This is a genomic window from Legionella brunensis, assembly GCF_001467025.1.
Classification (GTDB): Bacteria; Pseudomonadota; Gammaproteobacteria; order Legionellales; family Legionellaceae; genus Tatlockia; species Tatlockia brunensis.
The window spans coordinates 149,450-171,783 of sequence record NZ_LNXV01000003.1; the positions used below are offsets into that span (position 1 = coordinate 149,450).

The window sequence follows — 22,334 nt, forward strand, 5'->3', positions numbered from 1 at the left end:
ACCCCGCTGATTACTAAAGGAGTCGGTAATATGGTAGAGGAAATCGTCACCAAATCCTGGGGAAGTCGGATAAAGGATGCTTTTGTTGGTATTTTAGTCGGCATCGTGTTGATTGGCGGGGCAATCATTTTAGCGTTCTGGAATGAACGGCATGGACTTCATACAACCCAATCTCTTATAGAGGCACAACGTGTGTTGATTTCAGTTCCAAATTCTCCTGTTGATCCCAAAAACAATCTGCATGTTGTCTATTTAAGTGGCGTGGCAACAACAAAGGATATCCTAAAAGATCCACTATTAGGGATTGCTGAGAATGCAATTGGTTTAAATAGAAAAGTGGAAATGTATCAATGGAAACAAAATAAAGAGACACATACCGAATCTCAGATGGGTGGTTCAGAGAAGCAAGTGACTATCTATTCCTATAAAAAAGTTTGGTCAACCAACTTATACGATAGTAGTGGGTTTAAAGAGCAGACAGGACATCAAAATCCAGCAATGATGCCGATTGAGTCAATGCATCAATATGCTCAAACGGTTACCGTAGGTGATTTTTTATTGCCAGAAAGTTTAATCACGCAAATAAGTGAAACACAACCAGTGGATTTAGAAAAAGTTGATAAAGCGGCCTTGCAAAAAAAAATAGATAAACCAATTCGCTACGTCAATAACCAACTTTATGGTGGTCAAGACTATCAAAATCCACAGATTGGGGATATTCGTATCACGGTTGCGGCAACCCTGCCGCAAACAGTCAGTATTATTGGTCAGCAAACTGGGAATACTTTGCAAGAGTATATGGCCAAAGCAGGAGAGCCAGTTTTGTTGTTGACATCTGGTCAGCAATCGCCAGAGCAAATGATTCAGGATGCCCTGACTGAAAACAGGTTTATGACATGGATTTTGCGTGCCATTACTTTATTAATGATGATCTCAGGTTTTTCTTTAATATTAAGGCCAATTGTAGTTTTAGCCGATGTACTACCCATATTGGGTTCGATAGCTGGTTTTGGTACAGGTTTAGTGGCTTTTATTTGTGGTTTTGCTCTATGGGCGCTTATCACGGCGATCGCGTGGTTCGCTATTCGTCCCTGGTGGTCTGTTGGGTTGTTGGCGGTGTGTTTTGCGATTAGCTATTTTGTATATAAGAAAAGAAAGAACAATCAGCAAATGGCTATGAAACCTGAAGTGGGTGAAAACTAACTGGAGCTAAAAAAATGCTATGCCTCTGACAGCATAGCATTTTATCTTGTTTACTGCGTTTTTTGCATATTGGTACTAGACGAGGTGTTTCCTGACGATGCTCCTTTCTTGGGTACAATGGGTGCTTTATTGTTAGCTGGTGCTAATCCTTTAATTGTAATTTCCCCAGTACCTGGTCTTGCGGCGCTATTTGCCTTGCGACAACGTTGAGTATCGCATTTCATCTTACAAACACCATCAACACAGCCATAGCAGCCCCAATTAGCCCAACAGCAGGCCCAATTACCGCCCTCTGAACCGACCCAACGTCCACCTGATAATTCACAAACACCTTTAAGATCCTCACCACTACCACCCGATTGACGTGCTATGGCACTAGGTGCTAGTACATATCCAATTAGCATGACAAAGATAATAAAGAATTTAGACATGATCCTTCCTCCAATGAAGTTTTTTGTAATGTGGTTAAAAAATATCCATTTGCCACTCAAAAGAAGCATAGCTAGTGTTAGGGAACATAGCAAAAATAAATGGGTAAAAGCTGATTAATTTGATGTACTGCATAATTAATTCTTAGCAAGCCTTGTGAGAGTATAAATGTAAGGCCGAAGCTATTCGAAACCCGTTCACGTTATGCTTGGGGTGCCGTTCCAAGTTAAATTTATTTATATGAAGTTATGTGCTAAAGTCCCCCCGCAATTTTCGCGAACCATCTTTTTTGGTTAAGAATAAAACCAAGAAAAATGGCAGGTTAAATTTCTATGGAGATTTTGCAAAGGAATCATGCTCTTTATCTAATTAGGAACTGAGTAAACGATGTCTTATTTTTCTGCAAGTGAGTTGAATTCTTATAAGTTACAGATCCTGCAAAAAGATTTTTTATCTTTACTATCAGAAAAAGAAAACTTTATTTTTATTAAAAACAACTTGTCTGTCTATCAATATGCAAATCAACAATTTCTAGAGCTAATGGGGCTTAATACATTAACAAGTCTCTATAAAAAAACAGATTATGATCTTTGTAGAGATATCAAAAAGGCAAGAATCTACTTACAACATGATGCGGAAGTCCTCGAAACAGAGCAACCCCTGTCAGTCAATGAAGAAGTACTCCCACAAAAAAATAAATTATTAAGAAAACAAATGACTGGAACAATATATCCTATCTTCACTCAGGGAAGTAAACCTAAAGCAATAATGGGAGTTGTAAAATCGAAATACTTACCTTTCAAACTTACCCTGGAAACTGCTATTAGTATGAGCAAAGAGGAAATGGATAATAATTTCATCAGACGCTCATATCCCGTCATTGTTTATGATAAAAAAATCACGCTCTCAAAACGTGAAATTCAATGCATTATTGAACTTCTGAAAGGAAAAAATGCTAAAGAGATAGCCGAAATCTTTGAACTTAAGCAAACGACTATCGAATTTTATCTCGAAAATATAAAAGAGAAATTAGGGGCTATTAGCAAAAGTAGCTTGATAATGACAGTTTTTAACCAAAAAGTTATCCAACAAATTATACTCTGATGTTTAGCATATTTTCTCATTCTGTTCAGCAGGAAGCCGACTCAATTGCGATCATTTTGAGTAACAAGGAAAAGTTAAGTTATGCAAAAGTTAATGAACTGGTCGAACTATGGGCGAAGTATTTTATTTTTGTGGGTGTACAACAAGGAAATAGAGTAGCTGTCCTCACAAAAAATGAAGATCTTCATCCTTTGCTACATCTTGCCTTGGATAAAATTAATGCAACCGTTGTGCCACTGGATACTGATACTCCGTCAGCACAACTAGCAACTGATATAAGAAAACTCAATCTAAACAAAATAGTTATTGATGAAAAACTCTGCCAAGACTATGAGATACCTGAACCAATTAGATTGCATTTATATACTCAAGGCATAGCCCCTAAAAACAGTGATGAATTAACGCCTGTTTGTTTGCCGCCAATTGAACGCAACCCTACTCTTCCTAACTATATCGTTGCTTCATCAGGAGTATCAGATAATAAAAAATGGATTCCTATTAATTCATCAGGACTTACTTATTGGGCAGAGGTGGAGAAATCGTTACTTAAATTATCCAATAAAGATAAGATATTATGCACACGCAGCCCAGCTTACGATGCTAGAATTTCTGAATATGTTCGTAGTTTTGCCGCAGCTAGCACCTTAGTCCTCATGCCACAAGCCGCACGTAGAGATTTTAATGCCGTTATTGAACAATGCGAGCAAGAAAAAATAACTTGTCTGATATTGATTGCATCACAATTAGCGATGCCTAATCAGGATGAGCTCATTCAACGTCTTGCTAAGACGGGTTTAACTCATTTAATGGTTACAGGCGACGCCTGTAGTATGAGCTTAAAGAGACTCTGTGAAAAATACGGTATTAATTTATGGAATTGCTATGGCCCAACCGAAGCAACATTTGGGATGAGCATATTGTGTGTAAATCAGGAGGAAATTCAGGATGAAAACGGACATCATATCGTTCCGATAGGATTTCCCCATGGAGAGGAAGTAAAGTTTCATCTTATTGATGAATGTCTTTATATAGAATCACCTTTTTTGTCGCCTGGATATATTGATAATCCTGAGCTTACCCAAAAAAATTTTCCCACCTTATTTCTCGATCATCGTTGGGTGCGTGTTTTTAATACAGAAAATAAATTTCTAGTCAAAGACAATCGACTTATTTTTAAGGGAAGAATTGATAATGATGCACACATCAAAATATCCGGGGTTAAAGTTGCCCCCTACGCCATTCAACAATGTATTGAAAAGTACAATGATGAAATTGGACAAGATGTATTACAAGTTTATGTAGTAGTTAAGCCATGGCTAAATAACAATAAGCCATTTGCTTATCTGGTGGTACAACACGAATTCTCCAAACCTCATTTCATGGCTTATTTGAAAAAATGGCTGCGTAAAGAAGAATTGCCTATTATTGTCACACTATCTGATTTCCCTCGTTTAATTCCCAGTGAAAAAATAGATCGTCGAGCCCTGATTGCCAGAACTGATCATCCAGATGAGCTTTTCTTTAATGAGGGAAAACAAAATAAAGAGAAGTTCTCTGCAGGTGGCTTGGGATTAGAGCCGTCAGTCTTGAGAGAAATGGATGAGTTTGTTGAGAAAATTAAAAATAATCAAGTTGAGTTCATCACCCCAGAAATCTTCTTCATGCAAATGGATAGATTAGTTCTTGCAGCAAACCATTTGGATCAGACTTTAAACTTAAACGCTTCTAATAAAGAAAAAGTTTTGCAATGGCTAGATGCAGCTTATCAATTAGTCACCAAGTATTTTCCCCAATATCTCGAGCTTTTGGACGAAAATGCAAAGCGGACTATTGTGGAGAGCGCTGCAATTACTCATTTAGCAAGTGTTGCTCAATTATTGCATTATTATGGTAAGGCTTTACGTTATGGCGAAACAAATGAAAAACGAATTAAATTTCTAAAGGCAGCAGTCACCATTGCTTCTTATCTAGAAGAAAGGTCAGAATTAGAGGATCCTCATGCCTTTAGAGGTCGATTATTGACCTACAATCTCGCCTTGATGCTTTGCTTGCGGGATGGCGGTGACGTAAAAGGAGCACTTGAGTTAGCAAACCAACAAGTTGCTTTCGCAATAGAAAAACAAGAGATTTTTCACATTGTGCAATACAAATCCTATATTGCAGGGATGTTACTATCCTTTAAACAACCAGAGGAAGCATTGCAATGTTCTAGTGAAGCTCTTGCCTTATCAAGGCAATTTTACAGGTATCAGGTGGTATTCTGTAACGCAGCGATTGCCTACATCAAGTGCTGTATCCAAAATAAGGAAGAAAATAAAGCTTGTGAGTTAGCCAGAGAAATCCTTGCCGCGTATAAATCCAATCCACTTTGCGGTGTGAAGGCACACCACTTGCAGGAAGCAAGAGAAACATTACAGCGTTATGATCAGTTAGCACATAGCTGGTGTAATGTTCTTGGACTCACTGAAAGTGATGAAGACCAAGAGTTTATTTTTTTAGGGGGAGACTCAACTCAATTAAGTCAATTGGTGTTTCAAATTCAACAAAGAATTGACCCAACCTTTAGTTATCAAAAAATACTTAACTTACCTTCCTTAACACTCAAACACATACGAGAATCCCTACATAACAAGCAACAAATTAAGCAAACTAGTGCTATAGTCCGCAGCCTATTCTCGCCAACTAGCGATAGAGCAAATTACTTCTTTCTCCCCCCTTTGCTAGGTGAGGGTTATTTTACTTATAAAGAATTAGCGCAGATCTTTTCCTCCCATTATCAATTTAATATTTATGGTTTATCAGATCCTAGTATTTATGACCCAACCTTACTGCCTAAAACACTGGAAGAAGCGGCGAGCAGATATGTAGAGGCAATAAAAACAGTCCAACCCCAAGGCCCTTATAACTTATTAGGTTTTTCCTATGGGGGGACTCTGGCTTATTACGTCGCCAAACAATTGTTAGCACAAGGAGATCGTATCAAAGCATTACATCTTGTTGATGGTTTCCCACCTCAAATGTATCAAAAATTATCTGCTAAGGATCATGCGGAATTACTAGAGGAATTGGTTAACTTTGTAATTCAAACGTTAAATAACCGCTTCTATGATGAAAAACTTAAACGCATTAAATTAAGCAATTTTGATAAATTATCACCAGTAAATCAAATCAATAAAAGTTTTAACGAATTAATTATTAAAGTCAAAAAACAAGAATCAAAAGCTTTGTTAATGTTGGCGCGTCAGCATTTATTATTAATGCTCGAAACGAAAGAAATTAATAAATTACCAGTATGGGCAAACCTTTATCTGTCAACGCCTAATCAAACCTATTTGGACGTGATTAATCGTATTCATAAAATTGTGAAAAAATCTGCCCATTGCCAATCTTATTTTTGGAACCATTATTTTGAGGAAGTAAATCTTGCTGGAAAGCGTGTGGGAGTACAACATCTGCAGTTGCTCAAACCTCAAAAAACAAATTTCGGGAATTCTGCACATATTTTTTGGGAAAGAGCACATGACCCGCTCTTTAATCTTCCTTATGATTATTTTGGGCCTAAACCTTTTTTTTATCTAGAAAAGGTTGATGAAATCTCTTCTATCTGCCATCTATATTCGCTTGATTGGCGGCAATTAGCCTTTTTTAAACAACAGTTAGCCCAAACACCACAAGTAACTAACCTACATGCCTATCCTATCTATGACAGAATCGCGGAAAAATATGAGCGGAAAGATAGAATTTATGTTACTAAATATTGTCTTTCATTCAGAATACCCAAAGAGGAAATAGCAAAACTTCAGGATTTTTTTCGTGAGAAACAGATAAGTCATTTTCATCTTAAAGGTGATCGTAAATTGTCCTTACCGTATATAGAGGGTCAACAACCTGATGAGCTCTTTTGTATTAATCTTGATATCCATTGGAATGGACAATATTTAATGAGTCTCTATTTTAATTGTCATGGCAAGTCTCAAATAGTACTTGAGAAAATTTTTGCAGTAATGAAAATGAATATCGATCGATTCTCCGAGCGTAACAATAATCTATATAATTACTCTCATTATACTTATGATATTGACGATCCTTCTATCTTTAATGCAGTGGAGCACATATCTTCTTGGTTAAACTGTTTTATCACCTTATTGCTTCCACATGTAGAACCGCCTATAGAGAATAAGCACCTACAAATGATGAATGCATAATGAAAGGCAGCAAATAGGTGCAGGCAAAATTATACTTTTACCTGCATAATGTTTTTTATTGTAATGTGAAGGATTTATGGGCATTTATAATTTTTTCTGCAGCTTCACGATGGATTGGTTTAGCACCACATTCAATATTCTTATCCATCTCCTCGATAATAGCGGTGGCTATAGATTGGGCTTCGTCTATTTCCTTGGCCGCTTCTAAAATGTTCATCAAGCAAACTCGAGCGTTATAATTTACTAAATTGCTGCTTTCTGGCTTAAGACTCTCTTGAACAGCACATAGCGCATATTGTTTTGCAATATCTAGCCCAACCCCAAAATCATGATGTTTTTTGACATAGATATTGGCTAATTGAATAGAGGCTTGCGCTCGATGAAAAGCACTGGGCAATTCTAATTGAGGTTTAATTAATTCAGCTGCTTTATCGTACTGCTTCATATCTTGTAGGCAATAATTCACTGGCAATTCATAAGTAGCAATGCGATTTTCATAATTATGGGGATCCTCTTTTTCATCACAACTTAAGCTACTCAAAAACTGAGCGATTTTTAAGGCATTTAAAAGTAAAGGCAACCGTTCTTCAGCAGAAATTCCTGCATAACGGCGCGCCTTACCCAAATAATGGAGTAGCTGGGCATGGCTAGATAAGTCTCGTACGCTGTATTTTTCTAAATGCTCATAATCGTAATTTTTATCAAGAGCATACGCCGCCTCAAGATAATTTAACACCAATCTTTCTTTTTCTTTAGGTTCAGGTTTTTCATTAAACCGTTGTTGATCGAGGTGATTAGAAGACAAGGTTAATATGTCGATATAACTTAAGGTGTCCTCAGGAACAAATCTTTTTTCTCTAATTGCAGTCGCTATAGCATCCAGTTTCATTCTTAAAGGCAAAGTAACCCCTTTACCTTCATTAGAAAATTTTTTGAAGCAAGCATCTCCTTGCTCCATGCTGTTATCTTTTCTTGGTTTAAATAATGCTTTATCTAAATAAAGATAAGTCTTCAATAAATCATCAACATCCAATGTAAATTCAATAGATGCATTGGGTTGAAACATTTTTGGTTTATACATTAGTGCCAGACTCCAATTGTTTATAAAAATTGGAGTGTAAAAAAAAAGTATGATTTTGATTACCTGACCGAGTAAGGTAATCAAAATCCTAAAAGTGTGTCTGTAATTTAAAAATCGAAGTGGCAAGAATGATTTTTTTTGTTGAGCAACAAATGATTTATGAAAGCAGGTTGAAATAATTGCTGCAATCTTCCAGTTGCTCTAGGATAGAAGAATAATTTGTGGCAGGAATACCCGTGACTCACTGGACGACATCTTGGCGTTGGTTGCTTGACTTACTTTGGCTACTCTTCTTAATAATTTTATTGTGGCACTTTTGGCGGGAGAGGAAGCGTCTTAAAAAAGCTCAGTCCTGGTTTTTAACCAAGGGACGCATCATGCAATTTATATGGACTCAAGAAGGGGATCGATTATGGCCAAAGATTGAATACAGTTATCATGTTTTGGATGAGGATTTTCAGGGCGAGCGTCTTTTTCTAGATACGTCCCATATTAATCAAAATAGCAAATATGCACGAACGGTAGCCTATCGGGCAGCAGTGGCTTATGAAAAAGATGAGGACATTGATGTTTACTACAACCCCAATAATCCCCATGATGCTGTTCTTGATATCACCATGCCTCGCAAGCTAAACATTATTATTGGCTTGATTTTGGTATTGATTACTTTCCATCTGGTGATTGTGTCTTATCGTTTGTTGTAGTTTGCTCTTCGTCTATTTCTGTCTGACATTGGCAAGGAGGCTGCGTCACTTTTGATTGCAAACTGGCTATTGCAAGACCTCGTACGCCTTGTCCTGCTGGAGCCTGAATGAAATTAATAGTCACAAGTAAATTTTGTTTTTGTTGGTATTGTGGGTTTTTATAGGTAACGAGTAAAGGCATGGTTGCTTCCCATTGTGTTGGGCTAATCGATTTAACTTCAGGAGGCAAGGTGGCTACAGCATTGACGGAATATAAATTTTTCTTCACTGCATCTGGAAGCTTCGACGCATTCAATGCTGTACTGTATGCAGTCCAACCTGCAGCAGTAAAGTATTTAGCGATTTCTTTTTGCCTTGCTAAAAAATTTTTATAATCAAAAGTGTAAGTTGCCACGATGGCTTCATTGGTCCAAACGGCAAGTTGCGTATTGTCAGGTGCTGTAAATCCCGGTGTTGAGAGAAGGATGAGCGTTAATAGGCAATAAAATTTGATTTGACGCATCTGAAGCAGCTCCCTTTGAATTTTAATAAGACGAATGAATCTCGTTTCCGGAGATTATTTTACTAGAAATTAACTTTTATTTCATTTTAAACAGGTTTTGCGAACAAAAAAACCCCGGCATACGCCGGGGAAATTGTTGTGCCCAATACCCGAAGGATGGGCACTGACTTCGCATAAAGAGGGAAAATGCGAAGTTTAGAGCAACTTTAAGCGTTCAATATTTAGACAATATAAAGGTTAAAAAGTTCTCGTCATTTAGGGAAAAATGCTTTTTTTTGCGATATTTAAAAATTAATTGATATTAATCAATAGGTTAAAAATTTATGAAAGCTTGGTATTTATCCTAAAAGACAGCAACATGAAGTTACAGCAACTCAGTGTTGATTAGCACGGTCAAGAAATTTACTAGGATGCTGTCACTGTTATATCGATAAGCCCGTATTTATGGTATTTTATAGGGTTTTGGGGTCTTACTACTCAAACAGGGTGCTTTTAAATCCCCGCCCTTTATACCAATCACGTTGATTGAGTATAAGTTTCAATCGGTTCAATAAAAACAAAAAGGGGAGGGTTGTAGTGCGCAACAGCCGATTTTACTTTGCTAATCGTGAAAATGTCAGCCGTTATATTAATCGCTGGGATCTGTTGCTGCTAATCCTTATTTTTTCCGTTGTTTTTTTTCTTGGTTGGGCTGGCAAACAAATGGCGAGTCCCTATCAGCTTGGTGAACCGCTCCCTATTTCGTTAGATCCTGCCAAACTGCCGTTTTATGCATTGCGTACAGTTTTACGGATGTTCATTGCTTTAGCGTTATCAATTTTATTTACTTTCACAGTAGGAGCTTTGGCAGCCAAACACCGACGAGCTGAGCAGGTCATTATTCCTGCCATTGATATTTTGCAATCCGTCCCTGTTTTAAGTTTCTTATCGATTACCGTGACAGGTTTTATTCACCTGTTCCCGGGAAGTTTATTAGGCCCTGAGTGTGCATCAATTTTTGCGATTTTTACTGCGCAAGTGTGGAATATTACTTTTGGTTTTTACCAGTCATTAAAAACGCTGCCCCATGATCTTAAAGAGGCAGCTGCCATGTTCCAGTTGTCTGCCTGGCAACGTTTCTGGAAAGTTGAAGTGCCTTTTTCTATGTCTGGCTTACTATGGAATATGATGATGTCCATGTCTGCGAGTTGGTTCTTTGTGGTTTTGTCTGAAGCAATTGCTGTTTCTCATCAAGATATTCGTTTACCAGGTGTGGGGTCTTACATTGCCTTAGCCATAGAGAGACATGATTTACATGCAGTAGGCTATGCTATTCTTACTATGGTTATTGTAATTTTCCTCTATGATCAAATTCTATTTAGACCACTCATCGCCTGGTCCGAAAAATTTAAAATGGAGCCATCTCCAGATGAGGAAGAATATCAATCTTGGTTAATTGATTTGATACGGGGTAGCCGCTTAATAAAACGTTTCAGTAACCGCCTAGCGATTTTAAAAGATTGTTTTGTAAATATGCATTGGCTAGGACGAAGGAGTTCGAAATCAATTAAGGAAATCGATTATCGTCACCAAAAGCATATGGATTGGATATGGAACATTTTCGTGCTATTGGCAATCATTGGCGGAGGTTGGCTTTTATTGAATTTTATTCTTGCCCAGCTAAAGGTTAGTGAAGTTGTTCATGTATTTTTCTTAGGCGCCGCAACAGGGGCGCGTGTTATTGTATTGATTATTGTCAGTTCACTCATCTGGATTCCTGTGGGGGTCTGGATTGGATTAAGACCGCGGTTGGCGCAAAAAATTCAACCGGTAATCCAATTTGTCGCGGCGTTTCCGGCAAACTTGTTTTATCCTTTATTTGTAATCGCCATTGTGCGATTCCACTTAAGTGTGGAAATTTGGGTGACACCACTCATGATTCTTGGTACTCAATGGTACATTTTATTTAATATCATCGCGGGAGCTTCAAACATCCCACGCGACCTTTATTTAGCGGCTGATAATTTTGGCGTCAAGGGTTGGCAGTGGTGGAAGCGCTTAGCCTTGCCGGGTATTTTTCCATTTTATATTACAGGCGCAATCACTGCTGCAGGTGGTGCATGGAACGCCAGTATCGTTGCAGAGTGGGTCAGTTGGGGCAATACCACTTTAAGGGCTACGGGTTTAGGGGAATATATTCAGGCGAGTACAATAGCAGGTGATTTCCCTAAAATAGCTTTAGGCACGGCAATGATGTGTAGCTATGTATTAGCATTTAATCATTTAATTTGGCGTCCGCTCTACCGCTTGGCAGAAGAGCGCTTTCATTTCAATTGAGTCAGAGGCATGTATGTCAGAAACAATAATTGCCATTGAAAATTGCCGTAAATCATTTAAGAAGGCTTCGGAACAGGATTTATTGGTACTTGAAGATGTTAATTTTCAATTAAAAGAAGGCGAGATTGTTGCCATGCTGGGAAAATCAGGTTCGGGTAAGTCAACGCTATTGCGAATTATTGCCGGATTGGTACCGCCTTCTGCAGGTAAAGTTAGTTATCGTGGGCAGCTCGTCACGGGACCCGTTCCGGGTATTGCTATGGTTTTCCAATCGTTTGCTTTAATGCCATGGTTGACTGTACTTGAAAATGTTGAGCTGGGCCTCGAGGCTCAGGGAGTGAGTCGTGAGGAGCGTAGGCGTCGGGCTATTGAAGCAATCGATACCATTGGCCTTGATGGTTTTGAGTCAGCTTTCCCTAAAGAGTTATCGGGAGGAATGCGACAGCGCGTAGGATTTGCCCGCGCTTTGGTTATCAATCCTGATGTCTTATTGATGGATGAACCTTTTTCGGCACTCGATGTACTAACCGCTGAAAATTTAAAGTCAGACTTGTTGGAGCTATGGAAAGAAAAGAAAACAAATACAAATGGCATTTTATTGGTAACCCACAATATTGAGGAAGCCGCAACACTTGCCGATCGCATCGTAATTTTTGGTAGTGATCCAGGTTACATTCGTGCGGAATTACAAGTAGCACTTCCCCAACCACGTAACCCAGAGACCCCTGAATTTCGTGATTTGGTAGACAAAATCTATAAGTTAATGACTACCGGGCCTAAGGAGAAAGCAAAACGTGCCCAGCGCGAGCGACAAATAGGTTTAGGATATCGCTTGCCTGATGTTGAGCCCTCAGAGTTATCAGGTTTAATTGAAACAATGAAATCTTTTGAAGAACGTATTGATTTACCAGAATTGGCTGATGAGCTCATGATGAATATCGATGACTTATTCCCCATTCTTGAGACATTGGAAATTTTAGGGTTTGCTAAAGTTTCTGATGGTGATATTCAGCTTAGCGATTTAGGCAAGCAGTTTTCTGAAGCTGATTTGCAAGCGCGTAAGCAAGTATTTGCTCGATGCTTATTGGAGAAAGTTCCTTTAGCGCGTTATATCCGGCGTGTCTTGGATGAAAAAATTGGTCATCGCGTTTCAGAGGAGCGCTTCTTAAGTAAACTTGAAGATTATTTGAGTGAAAAAGAGGCGGATCGTGTTTTACGAACGATGATCGATTGGGGCCGCTATGCAGAAATTTTTGCCTATGATTTTAATACAGGTATTCTAAGTTTAGAGAATCCCGGCATTTCCGACTTCAATCATGAGTAAATATTTTTATAAGAGAATACCTACCCCTCTTGTAAGAAGGGGTAGGTAAGTCAGAAGAGTTAGCCTTTACTAGCCTTATTGACTAGGAAATCAAGAATTTGAAAAAAGCGTTCCTGGTTTTGTGCCATTTGCAAATCTGTTTTATATTGATTGTTAACAATAACAGCAGGAACGCCGTTGACGTGGAAATTCGACATCATCGCTGCGCCCTGTGCTATCTGTACATCAATCATCGTTGAGTTTTCAAAAGCGCTTTTTGCAGTAGCGTTATCGACACCTTCAGCGATAAAGAAATTCACCATTGCTTCATTGTTTGCTAGGGGGCGCTTTTCAGTTTGAATCGCTTTAAATAAAGCGGGATTCATTTTGGCTTCTAAGCCTAGAAGATGCGCAGTGTAATAAGCTTTGGCATAAAATTTCCAATCTTTATTAAAAATGACAGGTACTCGTGAAAATTGAACTTTATTGCCTTGTTGCTGTACCCAGGTCATTAGGGCGGGTTCAATGCGGTAACACCAAGGACAACCATAGCTGAAAAACTCAGTAACGATCACTTTATTAGAGTCTTGGGCTGTGGTCGGTGTTCCTGTAACAATCTCATAGTCCTTACCGGCAATAAAATCATTGGCAAAAGCAAGCGCTGGCACAAATAATACAATCAATAGCAAACGTTTTAACATTTCTTGTCTCTCTAAAATTAATGTAATCCCTGCATATAATAGGCGACCGCTTCCATATCTTCCTGACTCATCCGTGAGCTTATATCCCTCATGATAGAATTTAAATCATTCGAACGTTTTTTGTCCTTAAAGGCTTGTAGTTGCTGTATAGTATAAGGTGCGTGTTGCCCTGACAATACCGGAAACCCTGCCTGACTATTTCCTGTCCCTTTTGGACCATGGCAGGCAATGCAAGCGGTTATGTGTTTATCAAAATCACCGCCGCGGTAGAGTTGCTCACCTCGTTTTAAGTATTTCTCAGGAGTTATCCCTTCAGGCAGAGGTTGCTTGGAATAAAAAGCCGCTAAATCAGCCATATCAGTTTCGTTTAAACTAGCAACAATCGCGGTCATCTCTGGGGCGTTGCGAGTAGTGCCTTTTTTATAATCCTGCAATTGCTTAAGGAGATAGCTTGCATGTTGGCCGGCAAGGTTGGGCCATATAGGATTTAAGCTAACGCCTTTCTGACCATGACAAGCAGCACAAACGCCAGCTTTCTCAAGCGATGCATTAGGCTGTTCTGCGCCATTGCTCGTAAAGGTGCAGAACACGATAAGAGCAAATACGATTTTTTTCATTCTTTTTCCGAGGGTTCTATCTTTTTTAATGGTACACTGCTTAGCCAAAATCCCAAAATGAAATTGAAGATAATGTTAATGAATCCTTATGCACGCGCAAGCTTTTTAAAAAGCGCGGCACGTGTGAATCAATTACCCGATGATCAAGGGGTGGAAGTGGCTTTTGCTGGGCGTTCGAATGCTGGTAAATCGAGTGCTTTAAATTGTTTAACGGGCATTAGACAACTCGCTCGCACAAGTAAGACGCCAGGCCGCACTCAATTAATTAATTTATTTAGTCTTGATGAGTCTCGTCGCTTGGTTGATTTGCCGGGCTACGGTTATGCCAAAGTAGCTCAGGAGATTAAACAAGAGTGGCAGCAACATTTAGCGCATTATTTAGAAGTGCGTCAATGCTTACGGGGTTTAGTATTATTAATGGATAGTCGTCATCCTCTCAAAGAGCTTGATCAGATGATGGTTGAATGGTCGTTGTCGCGGCAGTTACCCGTACATATTCTATTGACTAAAGCTGACAAATTAAGTCGAAGTGACGTTAAAAATGCTGTGTCAAAAGTACGGAAACATTATCAAGCTGTATCTGATTTAATCAGCGTACAAGCATTTTCTTCCCTTAAAAAAGAAGGTTTAGATGAGTTGATTTTAAAGTTAAATGAATGGTTTGGTTGGTAAAGTGCCAACCAACTGCAGCTCGCCTCCTGTCACAAATTTTCGCAACAGATTAAAGATTAGCCTCGCCTCGCGAAGCTCATAATAGTCTTGGAAGAAAAATTAGAATCTTATTCTGTTTGCAGGAATGATAGCTTCTTTTTCATCCTGCCTACAATCAATGTAGCCGAAATGCAAAATTTTGATCACATTACCTAAGACAAAAGAAATATTCCCATTGTCTCTCTTTATTAAAGAGGTAATAGGACTTTGGTAACCATCCAATTTTCGGATGCACTTTCCGGTATTTATATTCCAAAGTCGCATTGTTTTATCATTTGAACTACTAATAATGAGGTTTTCTCCAAGCTCAATTATTGCATTAATTGAGTTCTTGTGCCTTTTAAGTACTTTAATACATGTCCTGCTTGCAATGTCCCAAATACGAATGGTTGCATCATCAGCCCCAGTAATCAAACGCTTGTCATCAAATGCAGTTATGACGCGAATTGCTTTTGTATGACCATGGGCTAGAGTATGTGTATTAGAGTCCTTATCAAAAAAGCAGAGCGAACCATTTCGCCCACCACTTACAATAAGACCGCTTTTAAGTACAGCTAAAGAGCTAACCCCAGTTTGGTTCCAATCAAATTGTTTTTCGCTTTTACCGGAAGTTTTGTCCCAAATATGGATATCCCCACGAATAGAAGCACTAATAACGCTTTTTTGATCAAGTTCATGTATCGCACTAATGGCGCCATAATGGCCGGTAAAAGTTAGTTTACATTGTTCGGAGTTCGCATCAAAAACACGAATAGTTCGGTCTTCGGCTCCGCTAATAATGTCACCACTTGAGTGCTCAATAATAGCTCTTATGGGATTTGTTATTTCACCATATGCCTTGGTATTAAGCCCTAAAAGTGAAAGTTGCGCTAAAATTGTAGTGCGAGTGTTAATCCGCTCTAAATGAGCTGTTAATGTTTGTTTGTATTCACCAGAAACTGCATCTAATACATAAATTTTACCATTATTCAATCCACAGACGAGATTGTTGTTCTTCAATTTTAAAAGGAAAGTCATTTGAACTTCGCTCTTAAAGAATTCTTGTGTGAAATACTGAGAATAATCAGGTAATGGAAAAGGTGCATTTTTTATTAAATGGGTATTTTCTTTAATTAATTTATTAAATAATGAGCAAACCATGGTCAGATAGATAAGATCAAGTTTATCTAAGATATTCAGACTAAATATGAACACCCAAATTTCATTAGGTAGTAATATATTTGACTTTTTAACTGAAACTTGCATAGTTACTTCCTTCAAAAACCAAATTCGTTTACATACAACTTGTGATTAAAACGAGTTTGAAAAAAAACAAAGGAGTATATCACAGGGTCACAGTGATTAATATTTTGTCAAAAATAAATAAAAGCAGCTGGCGATTTGAGATAGCATTTTTTAGCTGTAACGATCACTAATTTTCCTTTTTTGGAGCGTGAATCAGCAAGAAAAACAGATTTTCCGAATACTTCAACAGCCATGAAATATTTTGTGTTGTTTAGGGATAGCCCCTTCATAAGCGATGCTCAACATAAATATATTAATTTTTTGTTTCTCACAATACCAAATTGTCCTATCTAAAGTGAGGTATATTTTTGGGTGTCTGAAAAAATAATCGAAAGATAACTGAACAATCTCTGTGCAATTGCGTAAGGTTTACTTAATAATTGGCTGTTATGATGCGCGGTTTTTACTTTGAAGGTTGATAGGTATGCCTAAAAGAAAAACCGCTAAAACTAGCTCTAATACAGCAAAAAAATCCTACTTTGTGGATGCAGAGGCTGCGAATAATTTTCTGTTATCCAATGGCGTAAACATAGAAGATGTTGATTTAAATTTATTAAATGACATGGCTCATGAACTCAAGATTCATTCTCTCAAACAATCGGTTGATGCCTATTTAGCATTAAATAAACAAGCTAAGAAAGTAAAAATTGAATCTATAGTTGCCGAGATTAATCAGTGTTATGAGGGTTTGCAAAAATTCTTGTTGGAAGTCCTCGATGAAAAAGACTCTATCACTCGAAGCCACCGGGGCTACATTCTCTATGCTTTTATAACGGAATTAAACAATACTTATCAAAAATTTTATGGCAGTGATGTTGATGTGATTGCCATATTAACCAAGGATCCTGGTAGTTCCTTGTTATTTCCAACATTCCAACAAGCTAAAATGATATTTTTAGGGATTCTTGGCACACGACTCTATTTATTGAATTTTCTTGATTTAGTTATGGAAGATGGTTTGCCGAATCCTGTCTTTGGTGAAGACTTTAATGGCTTGCTAGCCGAATTGAATCTTAAAGATAAAACCCGGTTTAGTGTTCATCAGGCAGCCCTTATTGATGGTACGCTAAGTGGTTTTTTATCTATCCCTAAAAAATTTATAGCTCCGGATGATATCGATTATTTTAATGACAAGTTATATAAGTACATAGGTTATGCGGCTGGCAATAAAAGGATCTATCCTAAATTATATCTGGTTTATTCGCTGCTCTCTTTTGGCAACGTGGATAGTCTCGATAAGATTAAAAAACATGACTATTCATCCTTATTAAAATTATTTATTTTTAGAGATTACCCCGAAAAATTTCCTCCTGATACAGATTGGGAAAAGCTTGTTATTTCGGCAATAACTGACTTATATGGTTTTTATGACAGTAATTTTCTCTTTACAAGAATAGTGTCTGCACAAGCCTTGGAAATCTGTTTTAATTTACTAGCTAAACGGACGCCAACGAGTCATTTAGTTAGCAGCTTAAACCAATGCTTGGAGCGTTTTTCCCAATTGTTCACAGCAGAAGATATAGACAAATACAAGGCAGTATTAGCTACTGCTGCTCAGGCGCTAGAAGCCAACAAACCTGTCAAAGAGGAGCTTGATGAAAATCAATTAGATAACAAAAATGAAGCTCCAAAGCATAAAAAAGCTACAAAAACTAAGATTGACAAGCCCAAACCTCAAAAGGTGGAAAAACAAGAGGTAAAGCCCAAAAAAGCTGACCAGAAAAAAGTGGTAGCTCATGAAGAGCCCAAGTCGCTAAGTGAGCAAAGTATAGAAATTTATGGATTCGATATTGAGAATTGGAGTTCTCTACTAAATAAAGAAAAAACATTTGTACACGCTTACAAAAAATATAACCTTGCGTTAACTATCGCCAAAAATAACAAAAACCCTCTGCATCAAATTACGATTTGCCTCGCTTTAATTGAAATGATTGAGCATCATGGCAAGATATCTGATTATCAGCATAAGTTAATTGATTTAACCACATTGGCTTGGCTCTTGAGTCAGGAGCACAACTCTGATGAAGCAATAGTTAGATTTACCGGATTTTTAAAAGATTATGTACAAATTTATGCTCCGAGGCTGTTGCGTGCGGATCTGCCCCCCGATACTTCTTCTCAATTAAAGTCTCATAAAGGGAAAAAAGAGTCTGATACTCAAGTAGCTGTGCAAGCGGATAAAAAGTCAGAGGCCAACCAAGAGGATGCGCAAAATCCAGATGGAAAAAAGAAGAAAAAGAAGACGCATGATAGAAGGTCAATGCAAGCGCCGGCGCAAAATAATCCATATCCATCCTTGGTGACGCAGCAAATATCGGTTACATTGCCAAAAACAGCCAGCGTTATTTATGATCTTTTGCAAAAAAATGGGGCAAAGATTTCCATTTTTGGCGGTTTTGTGAGGGATAATCTACTCGGCATTTCTTATGACGATATTGATTTTAAAGTTGCCTGGGATCCTGCTTATCTTATTAAGTTCTTCAGTGAAAATAATTATTTTTCTGAGTTAGCTAACAAAGACAATTATCCTTTTGTTCGTGTTTACATTGAAGATACTTATTTTGACATTTCAACTTATAGAAAAAAAATCGCGGACGACAAAGCTTTTCGTCACTATGATAAAAATGGTTTGTTGTTAAGAGACATGGCCTATTGTGATCCACGTGATGAGCAGATAGCTTTAATGTGTCATGATGCAACCACCCTAGATTTGACTCAAAATAGTTTCTATTTATCTAGGGAAGACAAAGGGGATAGCCAAAAATGGAGAGTGATAGCGCCATTTGGTATTCAATTTAAGGCTGCTGAATTTGTAGGTGATCTGCATGCAAATATCCATGCAGATCCGGTTCGCATACTGCGATGCATTAAATTCTATGCAAAAGGATTGGCTAGCAATAAGCCAATTGCTCTTCCTTGTGATTTTAAAGAGTTTTCGCATTTACTTAAGAATCCAGATGTAAAAGGCAAAGCAATTTTTTACCTAGGAAAAATAATTACTTCAGGGCTGCTTTTCTATGCCTTGCCAACTCTATTATCTTCGAACGTGCTTAGCGATTTATTCCCTCAACAACGTGCTTGTTTTAATGATGAACATGTTCACGCTAATTTACGTGCGATTGCATTACACACGGCGGAGTTAAAGCAACAAAAAGTCGCATTTTATGGCACGCCTTGGCATGTTTGTGTACTGTGGCATAAATTATCAAGCGAGCAAGGAAAGAAAGCCTATAAGCAGCTTGGTTTTGATTTTTATCTGCAGCAGGTTATCGAAGAGTATGCATCGCTTCCGAAACCATTAAAATTAAGTATAAAGAATGCTCTTACCTTCGTTGCAGCGTTGCAAGACAGTAACATTTTGCATGATCTAAATGATCCGTTTGTCAAGGCGTTAGTTAAACAGTACAAGGCAGCAAACCAACGAAATTCCACTTATGTCAATGAGCCCATAGATATAGTCCAGGCCATTAAGTTTTGGCATTATCATGACCTATTAGGTCAATATAAAAAGAAGATAAACCCAACTGAATCAGAATTAGAGGTGCTTATTTATCTTGAAAGACAAGTAGGTCATCGAATGAATTCAAATACTACTCAAGTTTCTGCCAATCCGTCTTCTTGGTGGAATGAAAAAAATGCCAAGAAGGAGAACTCCCAGTTCACTGCGGTGCCTCATACACCTTCCGAGGACGACTCCTTACTTAAAACTGAGTCTAGTTATTGAACCTTTATTTAGCGTCCTTCACCTTAGAAAGGAGCTAGGACGCTATTTTAATAGTTTCTTTCATGAGGCAGAGTGATCTTTCATTAAGTCATTAACGACTTGAGGATTTGCCAAGGTTGACAAGTCACCTAGCTCAGAAAGATCCTGTACATCCTTAGAGGCAATTTGTCGTAAAATGCGTCGCATAATTTTGCCTGAACGTGTTTTTGGTAAATCGTTAACCCAGCTTATGGCATCTGGCTTGGCAATGGCACCTATATCTGTTTTGATGGTGTCAATTAACTCTTCATAAAGTTGCTGGGATGGTTGTTCCCCTGTTTTTAAACTGACAAAAGCATGAATCCCTTGTCCTTTTATCTCGTGTGGGATGCCAACAACGGCAGCTTCTGCAACTTTAGGATGGGCAACGAGGGCACTCTCGATTTCTGCGGTTCCCAGGCGATGGCCGGACACGTTTAAAACATCATCAATACGCCCAGTTATCCAATAGTCACCATCCGTATCACGTTTTGCTCCGTCACCCGTAATGTAATAGCCATTGTTAAAATAAGTCTCACAATAACGTTCGTGATCCCCCGCAATTGTTCTTGCGATGGAAGGCCAAGGGTATTTAATTGGCAAGCTACCTTCGCCTTCACCTTTAATTTCTTTACCCTGTTCATCAAGAAGAACGGGAAAGATTCCCGGAAGAGGTTGACTTGCGGCCCCCGGTTTAGCTGCATTCAAATCTTCTTGCGGACATATCATGATAGCGCCTGTTTCGGTTTGCCACCATGTATCAACGATGGGGCATCGATCTTGCCCCACTTGGTCATGATACCATTGCCAAACTTCGGGATTGATAGGCTCACCCACAGTTCCAAGCATGCGCAAGGATTTGCGATTAGTTGTTGTGAGCCATTGATCGCCAGCACGCTTTAATGCACGAATAGCGGTGGGAGCAGTATAAAATACATTAACTTGATGTTTATCAATAATATTCCAAAAACGAGCAGGATCTGGCCATGAGGGTATTCCGGCAAAAATTAAAGAAGTAATGCCGTTGCATAAAGGTCCATAGACAACATAACTATGTCCTGTTATCCAGCCTACGTCAGCTGTACACCAAAATACTTCATTAGTAGAGCATTTAAAAATATGATTATGGCTATAAGCCACTTGGACGAGATAACCACCAGTTGTGTGGACCACCCCTTTAGGTTTACCAGTGCTGCCGGAAGTATAAAGAATAAAAAGGGGGGCTTCCGCATCCATGGGTTCCGGGGGGCAATCTGCATTGACTCGTGATTTTAAATCATGCCACCAGTGATCGGTTTTAGCATGAAAAGGAACTGACTCGCGACTATGTTGAATAACCAGAGTTTGCAAAGAAAGTCCTTTTGTAGCTTCATCAGCTTGCTGTTTCAAAGCAAAGTGTTTGCCGCCGCGATTATAGCCATCTGTGGTAATCAATAGCTTACAGGCAGCAGCTTCAAGGCGTTGCCGTAAAGCAGTTGGTGAAAACCCTGCAAATACCACAGTATGTACAGCCCCGATTCTTGCACAAGCAAGCATAGCAATAGCTGCCTCTGGAATCATGGGTAAGTAAATACCTACCCGGTCTCCTTTGCTAATTCCCAAGGATTTCAAAGCGTTGGCCATCAGGCAGACTTCTTGATGTAATTCGCCAAAGCTTAGTTTTCGTTGTTGTTGCTCATCATCGCTTTCCCAAATAATAGCAGTCTGCTCTGCTTTATTCGGCAGATGTTTGTCAAGGCAGTTTGCGCTAATATTAAGTTTGCCACCACTAAACCATTGAATATCCCCATTGGTGAAATTGCCTTGCAAAGTCTTGTCCCAGGGTTTAATCCAACTTACATAGCGATGGGCTATATCTGCCCAGAAATTTTCTAAGGAGTCCTTGCCAGAAATGGCTTGCTGACTAGTCATGAGTGACCTGCTCTTTAGTAATCGCTTTGATAATGGCTGAGAAATCGAGTTGACCTAAGCCTGCATCATTAAATTGTTGGTAAAGTGCCGTGGCTTGGGCTGCGACAGGCGTTTCTAAACCCACGGCCGCAGCAGAGTTCTGACTCAAGTTAAGATCTTTAAGCATCATTGCTGCGGTAAATCCTGGTTGATAATTATTATTTGCCGGCGTATTGGGTAAAACATCAGGAACGGGAGCATATTGACTCATTGCCCAACATTGACCCGATGAATTAGTAACAACATCAAACAATTTTTGGTCAGACAGACCAAGATGTTTTGCCAAAACAAAGGCTTCTGAAATGGCTATCATGGATACGCCCAATATCATGTTATTGCAGATTTTTGCGGCTTGACCGCTGCCTGCTGTACCTGCATGGATGATTTTTTTTCCCATGGCTGCTAAAACAGGCTTTGCTTTTTCAAATGCTTCTTCAAGACCACCAACCATAAAGGTTAAAGTGCCCGCAGTTGCTCCTGCC

The 22,334-nt window shown here is 38.7% G+C and carries 16 protein-coding genes; 8 read left to right on the plus strand and 8 right to left on the minus strand.

Features of this window, described 5'->3' with window-relative positions; translation table 11 throughout:
• Nucleotides 1–30: 30 nt before the first annotated feature.
• Nucleotides 31–1,203, plus strand: a complete 1,173-nt coding sequence (locus tag Lbru_RS01070; RefSeq protein WP_058440328.1) for a TMEM43 family protein — start codon at nucleotides 31–33, stop codon at nucleotides 1,201–1,203.
• Nucleotides 1,204–1,253: 50 nt separating this feature from the next.
• On the opposite strand, the gene Lbru_RS01075 is transcribed toward Lbru_RS01070, so the two are convergent.
• Complete coding sequence (locus Lbru_RS01075; protein ID WP_058440329.1) at nucleotides 1,254–1,634, minus strand: hypothetical protein; 381 nt, start codon at nucleotides 1,632–1,634, stop codon at nucleotides 1,254–1,256.
• Between the two features lie 385 nt (nucleotides 1,635–2,019).
• Between Lbru_RS01075 and Lbru_RS01080 the strand changes: the two genes are divergently transcribed.
• Both Lbru_RS01080 and Lbru_RS01085 read left to right on the plus strand, forming a co-directional pair.
• Nucleotides 2,020–2,736, plus strand: coding sequence for a LuxR C-terminal-related transcriptional regulator (locus Lbru_RS01080; protein ID WP_058440330.1), 717 nt, complete (start codon nucleotides 2,020–2,022; stop codon nucleotides 2,734–2,736).
• Nucleotides 2,736–6,941: a non-ribosomal peptide synthetase gene (locus Lbru_RS01085; protein ID WP_058440331.1), complete on the plus strand. Its 4,206-nt coding sequence runs from the start codon at nucleotides 2,736–2,738 to the stop codon at nucleotides 6,939–6,941. The genes Lbru_RS01080 and Lbru_RS01085 overlap by 1 nt, the downstream gene beginning before the upstream one ends.
• Before the next feature lie 55 nt (nucleotides 6,942–6,996).
• Here Lbru_RS01085 and Lbru_RS01090 read toward each other — a convergent pair whose 3' ends face one another.
• The gene (locus Lbru_RS01090) at nucleotides 6,997–8,022 is read right to left on the minus strand and encodes a hypothetical protein (protein WP_058440332.1); all 1,026 of its coding nucleotides are present in this window, start codon (nucleotides 8,020–8,022) and stop codon (nucleotides 6,997–6,999) included.
• A 377-nt stretch (nucleotides 8,023–8,399) separates the two neighbouring features.
• On the opposite strand from Lbru_RS01090, the gene Lbru_RS01095 reads away from it, so the two are divergent.
• Nucleotides 8,400–8,726, plus strand: a complete 327-nt coding sequence (locus Lbru_RS01095; RefSeq protein ID WP_420795295.1) for a DUF3592 domain-containing protein — start codon at nucleotides 8,400–8,402, stop codon at nucleotides 8,724–8,726.
• On the opposite strand, the gene Lbru_RS01100 is transcribed toward Lbru_RS01095, so the two are convergent.
• Nucleotides 8,686–9,228 (minus strand): DotI/IcmL family type IV secretion protein, encoded by a 543-nt coding sequence (locus tag Lbru_RS01100; RefSeq protein WP_058440334.1) that lies wholly within the window; start codon nucleotides 9,226–9,228, stop codon nucleotides 8,686–8,688. The two genes, Lbru_RS01095 and Lbru_RS01100, sit on opposite strands and share 41 nt — an antisense overlap.
• Before the next feature lie 576 nt (nucleotides 9,229–9,804).
• Between Lbru_RS01100 and Lbru_RS01105 the strand changes: the two genes are divergently transcribed.
• Nucleotides 9,805–11,544, plus strand: coding sequence for an ABC transporter permease (locus tag Lbru_RS01105; RefSeq protein WP_058440335.1), 1,740 nt, complete (start codon nucleotides 9,805–9,807; stop codon nucleotides 11,542–11,544).
• Nucleotides 11,545–11,557: 13 nt separating this feature from the next.
• On the plus strand, nucleotides 11,558–12,868 hold the full coding sequence (locus Lbru_RS01110) for an ABC transporter ATP-binding protein (RefSeq protein ID WP_058440336.1): 1,311 nt from the start codon (nucleotides 11,558–11,560) through the stop codon (nucleotides 12,866–12,868).
• A gap of 59 nt (nucleotides 12,869–12,927) precedes the next feature.
• On the opposite strand, the gene Lbru_RS01115 is transcribed toward Lbru_RS01110, so the two are convergent.
• The gene (locus Lbru_RS01115) at nucleotides 12,928–13,548 is read right to left on the minus strand and encodes a thiol:disulfide interchange protein DsbA/DsbL (RefSeq protein ID WP_058440337.1); all 621 of its coding nucleotides are present in this window, start codon (nucleotides 13,546–13,548) and stop codon (nucleotides 12,928–12,930) included.
• Nucleotides 13,549–13,565: 17 nt separating this feature from the next.
• Nucleotides 13,566–14,165 carry a c-type cytochrome gene (locus tag Lbru_RS01120; protein WP_058440338.1) on the minus strand — a complete coding sequence of 200 codons (600 nt, stop codon included), beginning with the start codon at nucleotides 14,163–14,165 and terminating at the stop codon, nucleotides 13,566–13,568.
• 72 nt (nucleotides 14,166–14,237) lie between these two features.
• On the opposite strand from Lbru_RS01120, the gene yihA reads away from it, so the two are divergent.
• Nucleotides 14,238–14,837, plus strand: coding sequence for a ribosome biogenesis GTP-binding protein YihA/YsxC (yihA, locus tag Lbru_RS01125; RefSeq protein ID WP_058440339.1), 600 nt, complete (start codon nucleotides 14,238–14,240; stop codon nucleotides 14,835–14,837).
• A 99-nt stretch (nucleotides 14,838–14,936) separates the two neighbouring features.
• On the opposite strand, the gene Lbru_RS01130 is transcribed toward yihA, so the two are convergent.
• Nucleotides 14,937–16,121 (minus strand): F-box/WD repeat-containing protein, encoded by a 1,185-nt coding sequence (locus Lbru_RS01130; protein WP_058440340.1) that lies wholly within the window; start codon nucleotides 16,119–16,121, stop codon nucleotides 14,937–14,939.
• A 463-nt stretch (nucleotides 16,122–16,584) separates the two neighbouring features.
• On the opposite strand from Lbru_RS01130, the gene Lbru_RS01135 reads away from it, so the two are divergent.
• Nucleotides 16,585–19,884 (plus strand): nucleotidyltransferase family protein, encoded by a 3,300-nt coding sequence (locus tag Lbru_RS01135; protein ID WP_058440341.1) that lies wholly within the window; start codon nucleotides 16,585–16,587, stop codon nucleotides 19,882–19,884.
• A 60-nt stretch (nucleotides 19,885–19,944) separates the two neighbouring features.
• On the opposite strand, the gene acs is transcribed toward Lbru_RS01135, so the two are convergent.
• The gene (gene acs, locus Lbru_RS01140; RefSeq protein WP_058440342.1) at nucleotides 19,945–21,813 is read right to left on the minus strand and encodes an acetate--CoA ligase; all 1,869 of its coding nucleotides are present in this window, start codon (nucleotides 21,811–21,813) and stop codon (nucleotides 19,945–19,947) included.
• A partial coding sequence (locus Lbru_RS17670; protein ID WP_238583799.1) for an NAD-binding protein occupies nucleotides 21,806–22,334 on the minus strand: 529 nt, incomplete at its 5' end. The genes Lbru_RS17670 and acs, both read right to left, overlap by 8 nt.